The following is an 18,594-nucleotide window of genomic DNA, read 5'->3' on the forward strand; positions in this document are numbered from 1 at the left end:
CGGCCCGCGGTGATGCCGCCGAACCTGGTGCCGCGGATCGCGGGGAACGGATCTCCGCCCGGATCAGACGCCCGTGAACAGGCCCGCCGTCGAAGGGAAGAACGCATGAACGTGCTCGCCGCCGAATGGGTGAAGGCCCGCTCGGTCAGGTCCAGCTGGTTGCTCGTCGGCCTGAGTCTCGGCGCGGTGCCGCTGGCGGCGGCGATCGCCTGGGCGGCGATCGGCATGTACGACGCCGCGTCCCCGCCGATGCGGCGCACCGCCCGCATCGCCGAACTCGAGGAGGTGGTGCTGATCGTCCCCCAGCTGTGCATGGGGGTCATGGGAGTCCTGGCGATCACCTCCGAATACGCCACCGGACTCATCAGGACCAGCCTGGCCCTCGTCCCCCGCCGGTGGCCGGTGCTGGTGGCCAAGTCGGCGGTCGTGGGCGGGCTCGGGCTGGTCGTGGGACCCGTCGTGGTGTTCGTGACGTACGCGGTCACCGCGGCGATGCTGGCGGGACGCTTTCCCGTGGCGTCGTTCGGCGAGCGGCTTCCGACGCTGGTGGCATCGGCCGTGACGGTGGCGGTGTTCGCGCTGCTCGGCCTGGGGCTAGGCGCGCTGCTGCGATCCGCGGCGGCGGCGATCGCGGTGCTGGTGGGCTTGGTGTACGTGATCCCGATCGTGGTCGGGAACCTGCCCGAGCCGTGGAGCGAACCGCTCGGGTCCGTGATGATCGGCGCGCTGCCGCGGGAGATCGCGGGGGCGGACCTGACGTCCTCGGTGTACGGGGCGCTGCTGCCGCCACCGGTCGCGGGGGTGGTGCTGGTGCTCTACGCGGTGGTGCCGCTGGCGGCGGGCCTGGCGGCCGTCCACCGCCGCGACGCCTGACCCGGCGGGCCTGGCGGCCGTCCACCACCGTGACGCCTGACCGGCGGGCCTGGCGGCCGTCCACCGCCGCGACACCTGACCGGCGTCCCCGGCACGGCCGTGCTTCATGACGCGGCGAACACCCCGCCCCGTGGCCGCCCTCCGTGTGCACGACAGACGGGGGCCGGAACCCCAGCAGCCCGGACACCGCCGCCCGCGGGAGACGCGGCCGGGCCGCTCAGCAACCCGGAGAGGAACCCCACCCCCTGATCGCAGGGATCGGGAGCGGGGTTCCTCGGGCGGCGGGGTCAGACCTCGACGATCACCGGAATGATCATCGGGCGGCGGCGGAAGGTGTCGCTCACCCAGCGTCCGACCGTCCTTCGCACCACGCGGCGGATCTGCGCCATGTCGACCACACCGTCGGCCGCGTTCTGCTCGATCGCCTTCTCGATCATCGGGATGATCTCGCCGAAGCGCTCGATCTCGATGCCCGACCCACGCGCGTGGATCTCAGGACCGGCGACGAGCTTGCCGCTGGTGGAGTCGACGACCACCACGACCGACACGAAGCCCTCGTCCCCGAGGATCCTGCGGTCCTTGAGCGACAGGTCGGTGATCTCGCCGACCGAGAGGCCGTCCACGTAGACGTACCCGGCCTGCACGGCACCGGTGATCTTCGCCCGGCCGTCGACCAGGTCGACGACGACACCGTCCTCGGCGATCACGATGTGGTCGTCCGGCACGCCGGTCAGCTCCGCCAGCTTGGCGTGCGCCCGCAGGTGGCGCCACTCGCCGTGCACGGGCATGAAGTTCGACGGGCGCGTCAGGTTCAGCACGTACAGCAGCTCGCCGGCCGCCGCGTGCCCCGACACGTGGACCTTCGCGTTGCCCTTGTGGACGACGCGCGCTCCCCACCTGGTCAGCCCGTTGATGACCTTGTTGACCGCCGTCTCGTTGCCCGGCACCAGCGAGGAGGCCAGCAGCACGGTGTCACCGCTCGCGATGCGGATCGCGTGGTCGCGGTCGGCCATGCGCGACAGCGCCGCCATCGGCTCGCCCTGCGAACCCGTGCAGATCAGCACGATGTCCTCCGGCCGCCACTCCTCGAGGTCACGGGAGTCGACGATCAGGCCGGGCGGCACGCTCAGGTAGCCGAGGTCGCGAGCCACGCCCATGTTGCGCACCATCGACCGGCCGACCAGCGCGATCTTGCGGCCGTGCTTGGCGGCGGCGTCGATCACCTGCTGGACCCGGTGGACGTGGGAGGCGAAGCTCGCCACGATCACCCGCTTGGCCGAGGTGCGGATCACCTCGTCGATGACCGGACCGATCTCCCGCTCGGAGGTGACGAACCCCGGCACCTCGGCGTTGGTCGAGTCGGACATCAGCAGGTCGACGCCCTCGGCACCGAGCCTGGCGAATCCGCCCAGGTCGGTCAGCCGCCCGTCGCTGGGCAGCTGGTCCATCTTGAAGTCGCCGGTGTGCAGGACGATGCCGGCCGGCGTGCGGACGGCCACCGCGAGCGCGTCGGGAATAGAGTGGTTGACCGCGAGGAACTCGCACTCGAACGGCCCGAACCGGCGCCGCTCCCCCTCCATGACCTGCACCTTCTCCGGCTGGATCCGGTGCTCGGTCAGCTTGGCCTCGATGAAGGCCAGCGTCAGCTTCGACCCGACGAGCGGGATGTCGCGCCGCTCCCGCAGCAGGTACGGCACGGCGCCGATGTGGTCCTCGTGGCCGTGCGTCAGGATCAGCGCCTCGACGTCGTCGAGACGGTCCCTGATGTACTCGAAGTCGGGCAGGATCAGGTCGACTCCCGGCTGCTCGGGATCGGGGAACAGGACCCCGCAGTCGACGATCAGCAGCCGGCCTTCGTACTCGAAGACCGCCATGTTCCGGCCGATCTCCCCGAGACCGCCGAGCGCCACGATGCGCAGGCCGCCCTCAGGCAGCGGCGGCGGGGGGCCGAGTTCCGGATGCGGGTGGCTCATACGCTGCCCCCAGGCCGGTCAAATCGTGAACTCAATATCTCCGTTCCTCCCCGTTTTCATCAGTCAGCCAACTTCACTCCGCCGGCCACGAGGCACGCCCGCAGCTCGGCGATCTGCGCAGAGGTGGCCTCCACCAGCGGAGGCCGCATCGGGCCGACAGGCCGGCCCGTCAAGCTGAGTGCCGCCTTGACCATGATCGCGCCCCCCGCGCGGTTCATGATCCCGTCGATCACGGGCAGCAGCTGCCGGTGGACGGCGGTCGCCTCCGCGACCTCGCCCGCCCGGTGGAGCTCGATCATCCTGGCCAGCTCGGCGCCCACCACGTGGCCCACCACGCTCACGAACCCCGCCGCGCCCACCGAGAGCCACGGCAGGTTCAGCGCGTCGTCGCCCGAGTAGAAGACCAGGTCGGTGGCGGTCATCACGGTGGAGCCCGCGAACAGGTCGCCCTTGGCGTCCTTCACGGCCACGATCCGCTCGTGCTGCGACAGCCTGATCAGCGTATCGGTGTGGATGGGCACGCCCGCACGGCCCGGAATGTCGTAGAGCATCACCGGCAGCGCGGTCGCGTCCGCGACGGCGGCGAAATGCCGGTACAGGCCTTCTTGCGGCGGCTTGTTGTAGTACGGCGTCACCACGAGCAGGCCGTGGGCGCCGGCCCGTTCGGCCTGCCTGGCCAGCTCGATGGTGTGGTGCGTGTCGTTCGTGCCTACACCGGCGACGACGGTCGCCCTGTCACCCACGGCCTCCAGCACGACCCGCAGCAGGCGCTCTTTCTCGGCGTCGCTGGTGGTCGGCGACTCCCCGGTGGTCCCGCTGACGATCAGACCGTCGTTGCGCTGCTCGTCGACCAGGTAGGCGGCCAGGCTGCGCGCGGCGTCGTAGTCGACGGCGCCGTCCCCGGTGAACGGCGTGACCATGGCGGTCAGCATGCGGCCGAACGGAGCTTCGGCGGTGCGAGAGGGCGATGCCATAGTGCGAACGGTACCCGGATTCCCGCACGTCCCTAACCCCGCCACCCCCATAAGGCCATTTCCGAGCCCTTGTCCGGCTCCTCCCCCACCCGCCTCCGGCCCCATACCCGGCTGCTCCCGCGACCGCCTCCGGCCCCGTACCCGGCTCCTCCCGCCACCGCCGGGCCGCTCGCGGAGTTCCCCGCCGCCGACCCGTCTCACACCCTCCCGCCACCGCCTCCCGCACCAGCCGATCGCCGCTCCCCCGCCGATGTCGCGCCAGTCCTCCGCTGCTGTCGCCCGCACCTCGCGTCGTCCCCGCGCTCCGCGCCCCGCCGCTCGCTCCGGCCCCTACGGCAAGCGGGCTCGAGGCCACCGTGGTCACCGCTGACCGCCCGTCCATCACGCGTACTCCAGCGGGACTCCGGCGGGCCGCCGTCACGTCGTCCCGTCGCTGAGCGTCACCGGTTCCCAGGAGTGCCGTCCGTAACGGCGGCCGGCCACGCGCGCTCGGTGAGGCGTATCCCTCGACAGACGCCGGCCCCGGGACCAGGGTGGCGGCGGGGCGGCTTGCCGTACGGGATGGGGGTTGGCCGGAAAGGCCCGCACGCTGGGGGGTTGGCCGGAAACGCCGGCACGTGGAAGAGGTCGCCGATATGTGCTCGGGGGTACACACATCGACGACCTCTACCGGAGAATCGCCGCACCTTACGCGGGCGTTACAGAGTTCTCAGAATATTTTTCCGAACCGCCCAAAGTTGGAACTCCAAGTGCATTCGATGACGGTGGGTTACCTGCCGAATACGGCAACATGGGGCAACGCCTCACAGCAACCTCAGGGATGGACTAGTGGCAAGTTCCGATCCGGTCTACCTGCGCGTCGTCGAAGACATTCGGCGGCAGATCAACGACGGCACCCTTCCCCCCGGCGCGCCCATCCCCTCACGGGCGCAGCTGACCCGCAAATATCAGGTCGGCGAGACCGCCGCCCGCCACGCGCTTCGCGTCCTGGCCGGCGAGGGCCTCATCTTCGGTCGGGTGGGTTCGGGACACTACGTCAGGGAGCGCCCGGACCTCGCTCCCCTGCATCGCTGGCGCTTCCACGACCACCAGGCGCCGTTCGCGGCCGACCTGCAGAGCCAGGGCAGGCGCGTCACCTGGGACTGGCACAGCGAGCCCGTGGCCGCCACCCCCGAGATCGCCCAGCGCCTCCGCGTCGAGGAGTCGACCACCCTCACCAGGACCCATTACGTGTTCCGCGGCGACGGCAAACCCCTCCAGCTCGCCACGTCGTACGAACCGCTCGAGTTCGCGCCCCACTCCGACGAGGAACGCCGCGGCCTGATCGGCAGGCTCTCCTCCTACGGGATCAAGGTGACCGAGATCGTCGAGAGCGTGCACACCCGGGTGCCGCGCCCCACCGAGATCGACGCCCTCGACCTGTCGGCGGGCGTCCACGTCCTGCACCTCAAACGGACGCACTGGGCGAGCGAACGTCCCGTGGAGACGAGCGACATCGTCGTTCCCGGCGACCGCTTCGAAGTCGTCTACAGCATGGCCGTGCACCTGTGACCCCTCCCCACGCACCACCGGGCGGCGCCTTCCCCCGCGCCGCCCGGTCCCCCCTCCTTCAACGCCGGCCCCGCACTCCCTCCTGCGGCGGCCACGCGAGACGGCCGACCCACCCTCCCGGCCCCTGATTTGTCGGTGCCCGTTGATACAACCGGCAGGGTGCCGATCCGGAGGTGTCGATTGCGCGTCAAGGACCTGCCCGCCGCCGACCGCCCGCGCGAGCGCCTGCTCGCCAGCGGTGCCGCAGCCCTGGCCGACCGGGAGCTGCTCGCTCTCCTCATCGGTCACGGCACCAGGGAGAGCGACGCCGTCGACCTCGCCGCCCAGCTCATCGCCCACTGCGGCGACCTCGGCGAGCTGGCCCGCTCCGACGCCCACCGCCTGCTCGCCGTCCGCGGCGTCGGCCCCGCCAAGGCGGCCCGCATCGCCGCGGCCTTCCATCTCGTACGGCGTGCGCAGGAGGGCCCGGCCCGCGCCCGCATCACCTCGTCGAGCGACCTGGCCGCGCAGGCGGCGCCGTACCTTCGCGGACACCCCCGCGAACGCCTCGTTGTCGTGATCTGCGATCCACGCGGCTCGGTCCTGCGCCGCGCCCTGATGACGGAGGGCGGCGCCGACCACACGCCCGCCCCGATCCGGGAGATCATCACCACCGTGCTGACCTCGGGCGGCGCTGCCTTCGGGGTGGCGCACAACCACCCGAGCGGTTCTCTCGACCCGAGCGAGTCCGACCTGGCCACCACCCAGCGCCTGGCCGACGCCGCCGACACCGTGGGGCTGCGCTTCCTCGACCACGTGATCGTCACCGACACCGCCTGGCGCCGCATCCCCGTCCCGCAGACCCCGGAAACCGGCTAGCCGCCACCGTTCCGAGCACCTGACAGGCATCCTGAACCTCGTCCAATCCCCGCAAGCCCATTGGCCTCTTCCTGCCTCGCGCTGCCCGGCCGGCGATGGGAACGCTCGGTGGGCCCCTGGCCGGCAGCCGCGACCGCTGCCGCCGAAGCCCACCGAGCGTTCTCCGCGCGGCCCCGCTCCCACCCGACTGGACGAGGGGCCGCGCCACCCGAGAAGGCTCCACACTGCGCCTGTACCGCTCGGGCGGCCCCGCGACGCAGTACGGGGCCACCACACTCGATGTCACTCACCTCCGTCGGGCCGCGCCGGCGCGGGCGCGGTCCGACGGAGCGGGCCTCCACGGGCAAGCGCTCCATCGGGGAACGACGCCCGGCCGGAGACCGCGCACCTCGGGCAGGAGCGTGCGGGAGAGACCCGCCCGGGGTACGGCCACGAGCTCGAATGTCCCGGTGAGGTCGCTGCACGACACGTCGGACATCCGCACGCTCACACGGTGAGAGGCCTCTGTGGGGTCGGTGAGTGAGGGTTACCGGTGACGATGCCCCACAGAGGCCACGTGCCCCGGACGAGCGAGCGAAGATCGCCCAGGGCACGCTTCCCGGCGCTCCCACGCCGCACAGCGTGGGGCACCTGCATCGACTCCGGCGGGTCCGCGCCAGACCCGCCGGAGACGACCACTCGCAGGGACGGCTGATCCAAGGGGATGCCCCCACGAGCGGCCACGCACCCCGGACGGCCGAGAGGACCACCCGCCCGGGGCACACCTACAAGCTCACAACAACGCCCTGCTCCGGCGGGCCGGGCCCGGCCCGCCGGAGTGGCCTCGCACAAGGACACGGAACCTGGGATGACCCCTGTGCGAGGCCGTGCACCCCGGGCCGGCCGGGCAAGAGCCGAGCCCGCGGTACGACCAGTGAGGGACGAAGGACGCCGGTCAGTCCCACCGGCCGCGGTGGACGCCGCCTTCGGACAGGCCGAGCATCGGCATCCACCAACCCCACGACTGCTTCCCCGACCGATGCCGCCCGAGCCGAGGAGGTCGTCTCGCCCCGGCCAGACACGTCCGCCAGGCGATGACCTTCCACAACATGATCAACGCGCCTCCCCGCGAAGGAGCCGCTGCCAGAGATCTTCCACCTCGGCGCAACGCAGCCACGGCGACTCATGAACCAGGGTCACCTCTCCTCCTTGGCTCAGGCGCCGGATGAACATCAGCCCAGCCGCCTGGCAGAGCTCGTAGAACACCGGCACGCAGTTACACGTGTACGACTTCACCCGCACCCGATCGGCACGCGGCACCTCCAACGACCAGTCGATGGCGATAGCGCCTTCGCGCAACGGTTCGGGATGCTGGGAGTGCCATTCGCCCAGCTCCGCCTCGACCACGCTTTGACTATAAGGCAGCCGTATCTCTAGGTCTACTTGCTCCTCTCTATAGGTTCATGTGAGCGTCTGCTTTGTACGCTCATGTACCTTTTCGTCTATAGTTCGACTGTGCTTGACCGCGAGGGACCCGTACCCATCTACAAACAGGTCGCCGATCTGATCCGCGCCCGGATCGAAAGCGGCGAGCTCAGGCCCGGCGAGCCAGTACCCAGCGAAGCTCAGCTGGAGGCCGACTACGACATCGCGCGCACGACGGCCAGGCGGGTCGCTCGCGAGCTGCGCGAGCAGGGCGTCGTCTACACGATCCAGGGCGAGGGGACATTCGTCGGAGAGCCGGGGATTCCGCGCGCTCCGCGAAAGACGCCGATGTACCAGAAGATCGCCGAGGAGCTCGCGGAACGGATCCGCCTCGGCCAGATCCTCCCGAACCGCGCCATCCCGAGCGAGAAGGCACTGATGAAGGAGTACGGCGTCGCGAAGGTGACGGCACGGCAGGCGGTGGCGCATCTCCGCGAGAAGGGCTGGGCCTTCACCGTGCCGTATCGCGGCACCTATGTGGCCGCCAAGGAGAACTGGCCCGAGGACGGCTCCCGCTAGTTCCATCGCCCGTATATGCTGATTCCATGCTCGATCCTGATGGTGACACCCATCTCTATCTGCAGATCAGTGAGATCATCCGGTCGCGCATCGTCAACCGTCTCTCCCCCGGCGACGCCGTCGCCAGTGAGGCGGAGTTGCAGCGGGAGTTCGGCGTCGCCCGCACCACGGCGCGTCGCGCGATCCGGGTGCTCCGCGACGAGGGCCTCATCTACACCGCCCAGGGGCAGGGCAGTTACGTCGGCGGGCCCGAGCTCGCCCCTCGCTCCCCGGACAAGACGCCGCTGTTCCGCCGGATCGCGGGCGACATCGAGCAGCAGATCAGGTCGGGCGCGCTGCTGCCGCGCCGCTCGATCCCGGGTGAGTCGACGCTGGTGCGGCAGTACGGCGTGGCGCGCGAGACGGTGCGCAAGGCCATGGCGCTGCTGCGCGAGCAGGGCTGGATCTACACGGTGCCGGCCCGGGGCAGTTACGTCACCTCGCGCGATTCGTGGCCTGAGGCGGCAGGTGAGGGCTCCGGCTGCTGAGTCCGCCGGAGGCCGTCACGCACCGCGTTCGGTGCCGTCCACCAGCCGGAAGGACATGCAGACGACCTCGGTGGTGTCGTCGACCTCGTATCCGGCATCGTTCCAGAAGCGGCGGTGCACCTCGCCCCAGTGCTCGACCGACCGGTAGCCCTCGCCCTCCGACTGGGCGAAGTCCCAGGTCACCTGGCGGAACGGCACGACCTTCACCCCGGTGACCTCCACCTCGGCGAGCCGGTGGTCGTCGTCGTCGACCAGGGCCAGGCGCTCGCCGACGTGCTCGAGCTCTTCGTTCTCCGCGCGGTAGTCGTGGGCGAGCAGGCCGGCCGTGCCGGTCTTGGCGCCGGACAGGACCAGGTCGTTCAGCCGGGCGCGCAGGTCACCCGGTGTGCCGAGGCCCAGGATCCTGAGCCCGTCGATTCTGCCCCACACGGCCGGCAGCCTACCGGGGCTCGCCTGAAGGCCGTTGCGCCGCCGCCACGACCGGTCGTCCGGCCATCCCCGGAACGCCGCCGCAGGTCGCACGTCACAGCCGCTCCAAGGCGCATCGGCGCTCCGCGGTCCTCGGCCAGGCAACGCGCCCGGGGTCGGGCGCCCGGCCGCCCGGCCGTGACTCAGAAGACCGGGATGATCTCCTCCGGGTCGATGAAGTCGACCTGCACGCCGTCGATGTCCAGTTCCGGGATGGCAGGGAACTCGATCCCCCACCGTTCCACGATCGCCCGCACCCTGGCCATCGCCACGCGCCAGTTCTCGGCCTGCTCCTCGTACGACAGCACGCCCAGCCCCGCCGTCCGGGCATGGTCCATCAGCACCCGGTGATTGGGCAGGAAGTACGGCGGCAGGTCCCAGAACCCCTCGGGCGGCTCCCACAGGATCATCGACAGGAAGACGAACCCGGCCCGCAGCTGCCGGGTGATCAGCGAGCGGACGTCGTCGGTGAGGCCTGGCCACTCGTTCTCCAGGATCGTCATGCAGATCTGGAGGTGCCGCGACTCGTCGCGGCCGATGCGTTGGAACATCTCGCTGAAGACCGGGTGCCTGGTGCCCGACGCCATTCCTCTGAACAGCGTCGACGCGGCCATCTCGCCCATCATGAACGAGGTGAACAGCACCGGCAGGGAGTACTTGCCGACCGCCGCGGTGTAGCCGTTCCAGTAGCGCCCGCCGTTGTGGTACAGCCAGCCGATGTTGTTGTGCGCCGCCTTCTCCAGGTCGGTGACGGGGGTCCAGTCGAGGGGTCCGCCGGGCCAGAGCCTGGCGATGGTGCGCTGGCAGCACTCCTCGTGGTTCATCTCGTCCCTGGTGATCGAGAAGAAGCACTTGCGGACGGGGTCCTCCTCGTGCTTCTCGAACGCCTGGATGGTCGCGCGGGCGAACACCGCGGGCCCTGAGGCGTCGAAGTTGGCGAGGACGGCGAACCAGTACATGATCCCCAGCCGCTGCTCGACGGTGAAGTCGTCGGGGGAGAGCCCGTCCCAGGGCAGGTCGGCGGGGTTCCAGACCATGCGCTTGGACTTCTCGTAGATCGCCGCCAGCTTCTCGGTCTCGACCCGCCACTCCATCGGATAGATGTTCGGCTGGGGGATCTCGGGCGCTGGCCAGAATCCGCCTTCGGGGATCGTGAGGTCGGCCATGATTTGTGACACCTCCTGCGCTCATCCTGCGCTGAGTTGTCACATCTTTCAAGGACTACGTACGGCTGCGCTGCGTCACCGCCACGCAGACCAGGACGGCCAGCGCGCCGAGCACCGTGGCCATGCCGTACCGCTCGCCCAGGAACAGCCACGCCCACACCAGGGTGAGCAGCGGCTGGGTGAGCTGGGTCTGCCCGGCGCGGGCGATGCCGCCCTGGGCCAGGCCCGCGTACCAGGGGACGAAGCCGAGGAACATCGAGATGAGCCCGACGTAGAGGAACCCGCTCACGGACGCCACCGAGAACGACACCGGCGTGGTCAGCGCCAGCGCGGCGGTCACGGGCAGCGTCACGGGGATGGACACCACCAGGGCGTAGGAGATGACCTGCCAGCCGGGCGTGGTGCGGGCGAGGCGGCCACCCTCGGTGTAGCCGAGCGCGGCCGACAGGAGGGCGGCGACCAGCAGGAGGTCGGCGAGGGAGACGCTGCCGCCGCCCTGGGAGACGGTGAAGACGGTGATCGCGACGGCTCCGGCCGCGCAGGCGACCCAGAACAGCGGCCGGGGGCGTTCGCCCGCGCGCCAGACGGCGAAGGCGGCCGTGGCGGCCGGCAGCAGGCCGATCACGACGGCGGAGTGGGCGGTGCCGGCGCCCAGGTGCAGGGCGAGGCCGCTGAAGACGGGGAAGCCGAAGACCACGCCCAGGGAGATGAACGCGTAGGGGCGCCACTGGGCGCGCGGCGGCACCAGCGGCAGCCGGGCGGCCTTGAGGCAGGCCAGCGCGACGAGGCCGGCCAGCAGCGCCCGCCCGATCGCCACCAGCCACGGGTCGAAGCCGCGCATCGCGAACACGGTGGCCGGAAAGGAGCCGGAGAAGGCCAGCACGCCCAGGAAGGCGAGGAGGGTGCCACGCCTGGCGTGATCGGCCCGTACGGGAACCGTTACTCCACCGGACACGATAGCGCTATTGTTACTTCTCATGAAAGACGATAGCAGTATCGCCCAGATCGCCGCGATGCTGCGCGAGGAGATCGGGACGAAGCGGCCGGGCGACCGGTTGCCGTCCAGTCGCGAGCTGATGCGGCGCCACGGGGTCAGCCCGGTGACCGTCTCGAGGGCGATCGGGCAGCTCGCCGCCGAGGGCAGGGTGGTCACCAGGCCCGGCGTCGGCGCCTTCGTGGCCCCTCGCCCCGCGCGGCTCACGGAGATCTCCGACATGTCGTGGCAGACGGTCGCGCTCGGCGACCGGGTGATCGACGACTCGGGCGTCACGGCGCTGCTCACGACGCCGCCCGAAGACGTGATCCCGCTGACCGGCGGCTACCTGAACGCGGCCATGCGGCCCGACCGCCAACTGTCGGCGGCCGCCTCACGGGCGGTCAAGCGCCTGAACGCCTGGGCCACTCCCCCGCTGACCGGCGTCCCCGAGCTGCGGGGGTGGTTCGCCCGGCAGGCGGGCGGCGAGCTGACCGCCGGTGACGCGCTGGTCGTCAGCGGCGGTCAGGCCGCGCTCAGCCACGCCTTCCGCGCCCTGGCCGCCCCTGGCACGACCGTGCTGATGGAGACGCCCACCTACCCCGGCGCCATGGCCGCGGCCAGGGCGGCGGGCCTGCGGACGGCCGCGGTGCCGATGGACGCCGACGGCGTGCTGCCCGACCTGCTGGCCGAGGCGTTCGCGGTGACGGGCGCGCGGGTCTTCTACTCGCAGCCGACGCTGCACAACCCCACCGGCGCGACGCTCACCGACGTACGAAGGGAGCAGGTGCTCCAGGTGGCCAGGGCGCACAACGCGTTCGTGGTGGAGGACGACTACGCCCGCTACCTGACCGAGCACGCGCCCACCCCGATGATCGCCCTCGACCGCTACGGCACCGTCGTCCACATCAGCTCGCTCACCAAGATCCTCGCCCCCAGCCTGCGCCTGGCCGCGGTGATCGCCCGGGGCCCGGCCGCCCACCGGTTGCGGGCCGGCCAGCTCGTGGAGTCGTTCTTCGTGGCCAGGCCGCTGCAGGAGACGGCGCTGGAGTTCGTGAGCTCGCCCGCCTGGCCCCGTCACCTGACCGCCGTCCACGCCGAGCTGGCGACACGCCGTGCGACGCTCGCCGCCGCCCTCGCCGCCGCGCTGCCGGAGGCCGAGCCGCACCTGGTCCCCCACGGCGGACTGCACCTGTGGGTACGGCTGCCGCCGCACGTCGACGAGGCCGCGCTGGTCGAGGAGGCCCGCAGGAACGGGGTTCAGGTGAGCCCGGGCCGCATCTACTACCCCACCGAACCGCCGGGGCCGCGCCTGCGCCTGACGCACAGCGCCGCCGTCCATGTGGCCGAGCTGACCGACGGGGTGCGGCGGCTCGCCTCCGCGTACGCGCGCCTGAGCTGATCAAGCCCTTACGATGGGATGTCGTAACCGGACGAACACCCGCGTTTATCGAGTCAGGCGTCATCGCGAGCCCCGAATCACCGATACGGTGTAACACGTGCCCTCGAGATCCTCCGGTCGCGGGCACAACGGCAGGCGAAGGAGCGGGCCGAGATGGCAGACGTAGGCGTCCGGGCGGCCCGGCGCGGAGATGTGCTCCAGGTGGCGAACACTCAGATCCGCGCCTGGCGCTACGGTTATCGGGAGTTCCTCCCCGAAGGGCCGCTCGAGCAGATGACGGGCCCCGCAGCGGAGAAGATGTGGCTGCGCCAGTGGGACGAGGCGATCGCCTCGCCGCCCACGCGCATGCATCGCGTGCTCGTGGCCGTGGAGACCATCCTCGACACCGAGGGCTTTCCCGCGCTCGGCCTGGGCGGCGCCAACGCGCCCGCCACGCCGCGCGGCGGCGAGCGCGTGGTCGGCCTGGTCTCCCACGCGCCCGCCGAAGACCCCGACCTCGACCCGACGGTGACGGCCGAGATGCTGACGCTGCTGGTCGACCCCGACTTCGTCCGGCGCGGCCACGGCAGCAGGCTGCTCAACGCGACCGTCGACTACATGCGCGAGGACGGCTTCCGGCAGATCGTCACCTGGGTGTTCGCGGAGAACTACGCGATGCTCGGCTTCCTCGAGTCCGCCGGATGGGGCGAGGACATGGCCGAACGCGTGCTCGACATGGGCCGTCCGATCCGGATGGTCAGGCTCACGACGGACATCAGCTGATGGCCACGCTCAGCCAGTGGGTGCAGGGCGCCCGCCCGCGCACCCTTCCCAACGCGGTCGTACCCGTCGTCGTCGGCACCGGCCTGGCGGTCGGCGAGGGCGGCCCGATCTGGTGGCGTGCCGTGGTGGCCCTGCTGGTGGCGTTGTTACTGCAGATCGGCGTCAACTACGCCAACGACTACAGCGACGGCATCAGAGGCACCGACGACCGGCGCGTGGGCCCGATGCGCCTGGTGGGCTCAGGTGTGGCCGCCCCTCGCGAGGTGCTGACCGCCGCGCTCGGCTGCTTCGCCGCCGCCGCCGTCGCCGGCCTGACGCTGGTGGTGGCCACGCAGGCCTGGTGGATCCTGCTGGTCGGCGCCGCCGCGATCGCGGCCGCGTGGTTCTACACCGGCGGCAAGCGCCCCTACGGCTACCGCGCGCTCGGCGAGGCGGCGGTCTTCGTCTTCTTCGGCCCCGTCCCCGTGATGGGCACCACCTTCGTCCAGACGGGCCACCTGTCGTGGGTCGCGCTGGCCGCCTCCGTCCCGATCGGCCTGCTGTCGTGCTCGATGCTCGTCATCAACAATCTGCGCGACGTCGTCACCGACGGCCCGGCGGGCAAGCGCACGCTGGCCGTGGTGCTGGGCGCCGAGCGCACGCGGGTGATGTACACGGTGTGCCTGGTCGCCCCGCTGGTGATCCCGCTGCTGCTGATCCCGTTCACGCCGTTCGCCGCGCTGCCGGTGCTCGCGGCGCCGCTGGCGATCGGCCCGGTGAAGACCGTCCTGTCGGGCGCCACCGGCCCCGCGCTCATCGGCGTGCTGCAGGCCACGGGCAAGCTGCAGATGGCCTACGGCCTGCTCTTCGCCGTCGGCCTGGCGATCACCTTGTAGGCGGCTACAAACCGGCGGGCCGATCTCGTAGCCGCCGATAACCGTCCTGGTCAGACCCTCCTGGTTCACTGAATCCGGTATTCAGCGACTCCGGAAGGAACCGTCCATGGAGCAACGCGGGATCGAGCTGGTTCCTGCGGCCGAGCGGTACGGCCGCCCTCGCGACCTGCTCTTCCTCTGGGCAGGCACGACGACGACCGTCTTCACCGTGGTCTACGGCACCATCGTCGTCGCGATGGGGCTGAGCTTCTGGCAGGCCGTGGCGGCCATCGTCATCGGCAACCTGCTCGCCTTCCCCCTGGTGGGGTTCAGCAGCATCCAGGGGATGCAGCAGGGCACCTCGACGATGGCGATCTCCCGCGCCGCCTACGGCAACAAGGGCGCCCGCGTGCTCGGCTTCTTCGGCTGGCTCAACATGGTCGGCTTCGAGGCCGGCGGGATGGTGATGATCACCCTGGCCGGGCTCACGCTGCTGGAGCAGGCCGGCGTCTCGAGCGACGGTCTCGGGCTGAAGGTGGCGATCGTGCTGGTCGCCGCGGTCATCCAGCTCATCCTGCCGCTGATCGGGCACTCCGCGGTCATGAAGGCGCAGAAGTACCTCACCTGGGTGTTCCTGGTGATGTTCGTGATCATGGCGATCCTGGTCGCGCCCAAGGCGAACCTGTCGGCGGCGGGATCGGCGGACTTCTCCACCTTCACGCTGGCGGTCATGCTGGTGATGTCGGGCGGCGGCCTGTCGTGGGCGCCGCTGGGCGGTGACTACTCGCGCTACCTGCCGGTCGACTCCTCCAGGAAGGCCGTGTTCGGTTACGCCTTCCTGGGCGGCTTCGTGCCGTACCTGCTGCTGATGGTCCTCGGCGCGGCCGTCGCCACCGTGGTGACCAACGCCAGCGACCCGATCTCCGGGCTGCCCGGTGCGCTGCCGTCCTGGTTCGTCGTGCCGTACCTGCTGCTGACCGTGGTCACGCTCTTCGCCGCCAACACCACCGACCTGTACTCCTCGGGCCTGAACCTGCAGGCGGCGGGCATCAACGTCAAGCGGTGGCTGGCGGTCGTCCTCGACCTGATCCTCTGCGTGATCATCACCTTCGTCGCGATCACCTCCGACTCGTTCAACACGATGCTGAACGCCTTCCTCGGCCTGCTGGTGATCTGGCTGGCGCCGTGGGCGGGCGTGTACGTCACTGACTGGCTGCGCCGCAGGGGCCGCTACGACGCCGCCGCGCTGTTCGACGACCACGCCCCCGACCAGGTCCGCTGGCCGGGCCTCATCGCCCAGGCCGCCGGCATGGTGGCCGCCGCGCTCTGGCTGAACTCCAGCGTGTTCGTCGGCTGGATCTCCGGCGCGACCGGCGGCTCCGACTTCAGCATCTTCGCCGGCTTCGTCGTCGCCGGAATCGTCTACGCCGCCCTGGACCGCCGACCGGTCCCCATCAAGGAGCTCGCCCATGCATGACCTGCTCGATGTCGCCTACGGCCGCCGGCCCGCGGACACGATCATCACCAACGGCACGCTCGTCAACGTGCTGACCGGCGAGCTGTACCCGGCCGAGATCGGCATCAGCGGCGACCGGATCGCGGCCGTCGGCCCCGCCCTCGACCGCGGCCCGGACACCGAGATCATCGACGCTCGCGGCGGCTTCCTGGTGCCCGGACTCATCGACGGCCACCTGCACATCGAGTGCAGCAAGCTGTCGGTGACCAGCTTCGCCAACCTGGTCGTCCCCTTCGGCACCACCAGCGTGGTCTCCGGCCTCGACCAGATCCTCGTGGCGCAGGGCCTCGACGGCGTACGGCAGGCGCTCAACGAGGCGGCCGCCACCAGCATGCGGATCTGGTGGGGCGCCCCCGCCAAGGCCCCCTACACCGTGCCGCAGTCGACCGTCGGGCACACCTTCGGCCCCGCCGAGCACCGCGTCGCGCACGAGTGGCCCGAGTGCGTCGGCGTCTGGGAGACCGTCCAGGAGATGGTCGAGCACGGCGACCCCGCCGTGATGGCGGCGCTCGAGCTCGCCCACCAGCGGCGGCTGCCGATCTTCGGGTGCGCGCCCCTGTCGGACGCCCGCCGCATCGCCGGCCTGGCCGCCGCGGGCATCAGGCTCGACCACGAGTCCTACTCCCACGAGGAGATGCTCGAGAAGCTGCGCCAGGGCATCTACGCGATCGTCCGCGAGTCGTCCGTCGCGCACTTCCTCGAGGAGAACATCCAGGTCGTCGCCAAGGTGGGCGCGCGGCGCGTCGCGTTCTGCACCGACGACGTGCACGCCGCCGACGTGCTGGCCGGCGGGCACATGGACAAGCTCGTCAGGATGGCGATCAAGGCCGGCGTCGACCCGGTCACCGCGATCCAGATGGCGACCGTCAACTGCGCGGAGATGTACCGCATCGACGACCTGGTCGGCAGCATCGCGCCCGGGCGCTTCGCCGACGTGCTGATCGTCGACTCGCTGGAGGAGTTCAAGGTCAGGGAGGTCGTCGCCGGAGGCCGTCTGGTGGCCAGGGACGGGGCCATGGTCGTGCCCGCCGTACCGCCGGCCAGGGGCGAGGTGCGGCCCTTCCCCGTGCGCCAGGTGACCGCCGACGACCTGGCCCTGCGCTCGGCGGCCGACGAGGTCACGGTGCTCACCCTGAACTTCACCGAGCAGGTCTTCGTGCGCAGGCGGCGCGACGTCACCCTGCCCGTCGTCGACGGCGTCGTCGAGCCGTCGGTCGAGCACGACGCGCTCCTGGTCACCGTCGTCGAGCGGTACGGCAAGACGGGCAACATGCCCGTCGCCATGGTCAGCGGCATGGGCCTGCGCAAGGGCGCCATCGCCACCAGCGCCGCCCCCGACGACAACAACATCATCTGCGTGGGCGCCTCCCGCGCCGACATGGCGCTCGCCGTCAACACCGTCTCGGCGATGGGCGGCGGCCAGGTCATCGTGGTCGACGGCACGGTCGTCGAGTCGCTGCCGCTGCCCGTCGCGGGCATCGTGTCCGACATCCCCGCCGCCGAGATGGCGGTGCTCGAACAGCGGCTCGACGACGTGGCACGCTCGTTGGGGTGCGGCCTGCCCGCGCCGCTGATGTACCTGTTCTTCCTGTCCATCACCGCCATCCCTGATTACGCGGTCACCGACCTCGGCCTGGTCGACTGCGTCAACCTCGAGATCGTGGAGGTCATCCAATGAACGACTTCATCGCCGGGCTGCCCAAGTGCGAGCTCCACCTGCACATCGAGGGCACGCTCGAGCCGGAGCTCAAGTTCGAGCTGGCCCAGCGCAACGGCATCGCCCTGCCGTACGCGTCGGTGGAGGAGATGCGGGCCGCCTACTCCTTCGACGACCTGCCGTCGTTCCTGGCCGTCTACTACGAGGGCATGGGCGTGCTGCGCACCGAGCCCGACTTCTACGACCTGGCCATGGCCTACCTGCGCAAGGCCGCCTCGCAGAACGTCCGCTACGCCGAGATCTTCTTCGACCCGCAGGCGCACACCTCCCGCGGCGTCCCCTTCGACGTGATCATCCGCGGGCTGCGCCGCGCGCTCATGGACGCCGACGCCCGGCTCGGCATCCGCGCCCAGCTCATCATGTGCTTCCTGCGCGACTTCCAGGCCGAGTACGCCATGGCGACGCTGCTGGAGTCGCTGCCGTACAAGGAGTGGATCGTCGGCGTCGGCCTCGACTCCGACGAGAAGGGCAACCCGCCGGCCAAGTTCGCCGCCGTCTACGAGCGGGCCAGGCAGGAGGGCTACCTGCTGACCATGCACTGCGACGTCGACCAGGAGAACTCCGTCGAGCACATCCGCCAGTGCCTGGACGACATCCAGGTCGACCGGATCGACCACGGCGTCAACATCCTCGAGGACCCCGCGCTGGTGCAGCGGGTCCTCGACAGGGGGATCGGGCTGACCTGCTGCCCGATCTCCAACTCCATCGTCACCGACTCGATGAAGGCCGAGGGGATCAGGAAGCTGCTCGACCTGGGCGTGCGGGTGACGATCAACTCCGACGACCCGGCGTACTTCCCCGGGTACGTGCAGGAGAACCTGGCGGCGCTGGAGCTGTCCAGGGAGGAACTGCTACAGGTGCAGCGCAACGCCTTCGAGATCGCGTGGCTGCCGCGGCAGGTGAAGGACGGGTACCTGGCCGAACTGGAGGCGTACGCGGCCGGGGCCTGAAAGCACGGTCCCAGCCGAGCATCGCCGACGCGGGTCCGGCCGGGCGT

At 70.7% G+C, this 18,594-nt stretch carries 17 protein-coding genes; 11 read left to right on the forward strand and 6 right to left on the reverse strand.

Features of this window, described 5'->3' with window-relative positions; all coding sequences use genetic code 11:
- The first annotated feature begins 105 nt into the window (after nt 1–105).
- Complete coding sequence (locus tag ACWDLG_RS07190; RefSeq protein WP_449916913.1) at nt 106–873, forward strand: ABC transporter permease subunit; 768 nt, start codon at nt 106–108, stop codon at nt 871–873.
- Between the two features lie 287 nt (nt 874–1,160).
- Here ACWDLG_RS07190 and ACWDLG_RS07195 read toward each other — a convergent pair whose 3' ends face one another.
- Nucleotides 1,161–2,846, reverse strand: a complete 1,686-nt coding sequence (locus tag ACWDLG_RS07195) for a ribonuclease J (protein ID WP_354906703.1) — start codon at nt 2,844–2,846, stop codon at nt 1,161–1,163.
- Between the two features lie 59 nt (nt 2,847–2,905).
- Complete coding sequence (gene dapA, locus ACWDLG_RS07200) at nt 2,906–3,820, reverse strand: 4-hydroxy-tetrahydrodipicolinate synthase (RefSeq protein WP_449916917.1); 915 nt, start codon at nt 3,818–3,820, stop codon at nt 2,906–2,908.
- Nucleotides 3,821–4,648: 828 nt separating this feature from the next.
- Between dapA and ACWDLG_RS07205 the strand changes: the two genes are divergently transcribed.
- Nucleotides 4,649–5,371 carry a GntR family transcriptional regulator gene (locus ACWDLG_RS07205; protein WP_354906705.1) on the forward strand — a complete coding sequence of 241 codons (723 nt, stop codon included), beginning with the start codon at nt 4,649–4,651 and terminating at the stop codon, nt 5,369–5,371.
- A 180-nt stretch (nt 5,372–5,551) separates the two neighbouring features.
- A complete protein-coding gene (locus ACWDLG_RS07210) occupies nt 5,552–6,229 on the forward strand; it encodes a JAB domain-containing protein (protein WP_449916920.1) in 678 nt (225 codons plus the stop codon).
- Between the two features lie 1,092 nt (nt 6,230–7,321).
- Here ACWDLG_RS07210 and ACWDLG_RS07215 read toward each other — a convergent pair.
- Nucleotides 7,322–7,615, reverse strand: a complete 294-nt coding sequence (locus ACWDLG_RS07215) for a hypothetical protein (protein WP_449916922.1) — start codon at nt 7,613–7,615, stop codon at nt 7,322–7,324.
- A 108-nt stretch (nt 7,616–7,723) separates the two neighbouring features.
- Here ACWDLG_RS07215 and ACWDLG_RS07220 point away from each other — a divergent pair, with 108 nt between their 5' ends.
- Together ACWDLG_RS07220 and ACWDLG_RS07225 are read left to right on the forward strand one after the other, a co-directional pair.
- A complete protein-coding gene (locus ACWDLG_RS07220) occupies nt 7,724–8,212 on the forward strand; it encodes a GntR family transcriptional regulator (protein WP_449916924.1) in 489 nt (162 codons plus the stop codon).
- A 26-nt stretch (nt 8,213–8,238) separates the two neighbouring features.
- On the forward strand, nt 8,239–8,739 hold the full coding sequence (locus tag ACWDLG_RS07225) for a GntR family transcriptional regulator (protein WP_449916927.1): 501 nt from the start codon (nt 8,239–8,241) through the stop codon (nt 8,737–8,739).
- A gap of 15 nt (nt 8,740–8,754) precedes the next feature.
- On the opposite strand, the gene ACWDLG_RS07230 is transcribed toward ACWDLG_RS07225, so the two are convergent.
- From ACWDLG_RS07230 to ACWDLG_RS07240, 3 genes are all read right to left on the reverse strand, one after another.
- Nucleotides 8,755–9,168, reverse strand: a complete 414-nt coding sequence (locus ACWDLG_RS07230) for an ASCH domain-containing protein (protein ID WP_449916928.1) — start codon at nt 9,166–9,168, stop codon at nt 8,755–8,757.
- Between the two features lie 182 nt (nt 9,169–9,350).
- A complete protein-coding gene (locus ACWDLG_RS07235; protein ID WP_449916930.1) occupies nt 9,351–10,373 on the reverse strand; it encodes a hypothetical protein in 1,023 nt (340 codons plus the stop codon).
- A gap of 55 nt (nt 10,374–10,428) precedes the next feature.
- The gene (locus ACWDLG_RS07240) at nt 10,429–11,328 is read right to left on the reverse strand and encodes a DMT family transporter (protein ID WP_354906712.1); all 900 of its coding nucleotides are present in this window, start codon (nt 11,326–11,328) and stop codon (nt 10,429–10,431) included.
- Nucleotides 11,329–11,350: 22 nt separating this feature from the next.
- On the opposite strand from ACWDLG_RS07240, the gene ACWDLG_RS07245 reads away from it, so the two are divergent.
- From ACWDLG_RS07245 to ACWDLG_RS07270, 6 genes are all read left to right on the forward strand, one after another.
- Nucleotides 11,351–12,748 (forward strand): aminotransferase-like domain-containing protein, encoded by a 1,398-nt coding sequence (locus ACWDLG_RS07245; RefSeq protein WP_449916932.1) that lies wholly within the window; start codon nt 11,351–11,353, stop codon nt 12,746–12,748.
- 153 nt (nt 12,749–12,901) lie between these two features.
- Nucleotides 12,902–13,510, forward strand: coding sequence for a GNAT family N-acetyltransferase (locus ACWDLG_RS07250; protein WP_354906714.1), 609 nt, complete (start codon nt 12,902–12,904; stop codon nt 13,508–13,510).
- On the forward strand, nt 13,510–14,385 hold the full coding sequence (locus ACWDLG_RS07255; RefSeq protein WP_449916935.1) for a 1,4-dihydroxy-2-naphthoate polyprenyltransferase: 876 nt from the start codon (nt 13,510–13,512) through the stop codon (nt 14,383–14,385). Before ACWDLG_RS07250 ends, ACWDLG_RS07255 begins: the two co-directional genes overlap by 1 nt.
- A 106-nt stretch (nt 14,386–14,491) precedes the next feature.
- Complete coding sequence (locus tag ACWDLG_RS07260; RefSeq protein ID WP_449916937.1) at nt 14,492–15,841, forward strand: purine-cytosine permease family protein; 1,350 nt, start codon at nt 14,492–14,494, stop codon at nt 15,839–15,841.
- Nucleotides 15,834–17,558, forward strand: coding sequence for an adenine deaminase (locus tag ACWDLG_RS07265; RefSeq protein ID WP_449916940.1), 1,725 nt, complete (start codon nt 15,834–15,836; stop codon nt 17,556–17,558). The genes ACWDLG_RS07260 and ACWDLG_RS07265 overlap by 8 nt, the downstream gene beginning before the upstream one ends.
- Nucleotides 17,555–18,547: an adenosine deaminase gene (locus tag ACWDLG_RS07270; protein ID WP_354906718.1), complete on the forward strand. Its 993-nt coding sequence runs from the start codon at nt 17,555–17,557 to the stop codon at nt 18,545–18,547. The genes ACWDLG_RS07265 and ACWDLG_RS07270 overlap by 4 nt, the downstream gene beginning before the upstream one ends.
- Nucleotides 18,548–18,594 lie beyond the last annotated feature (47 nt).

The organism is Nonomuraea sp. NPDC003727 (assembly GCF_053586935.1).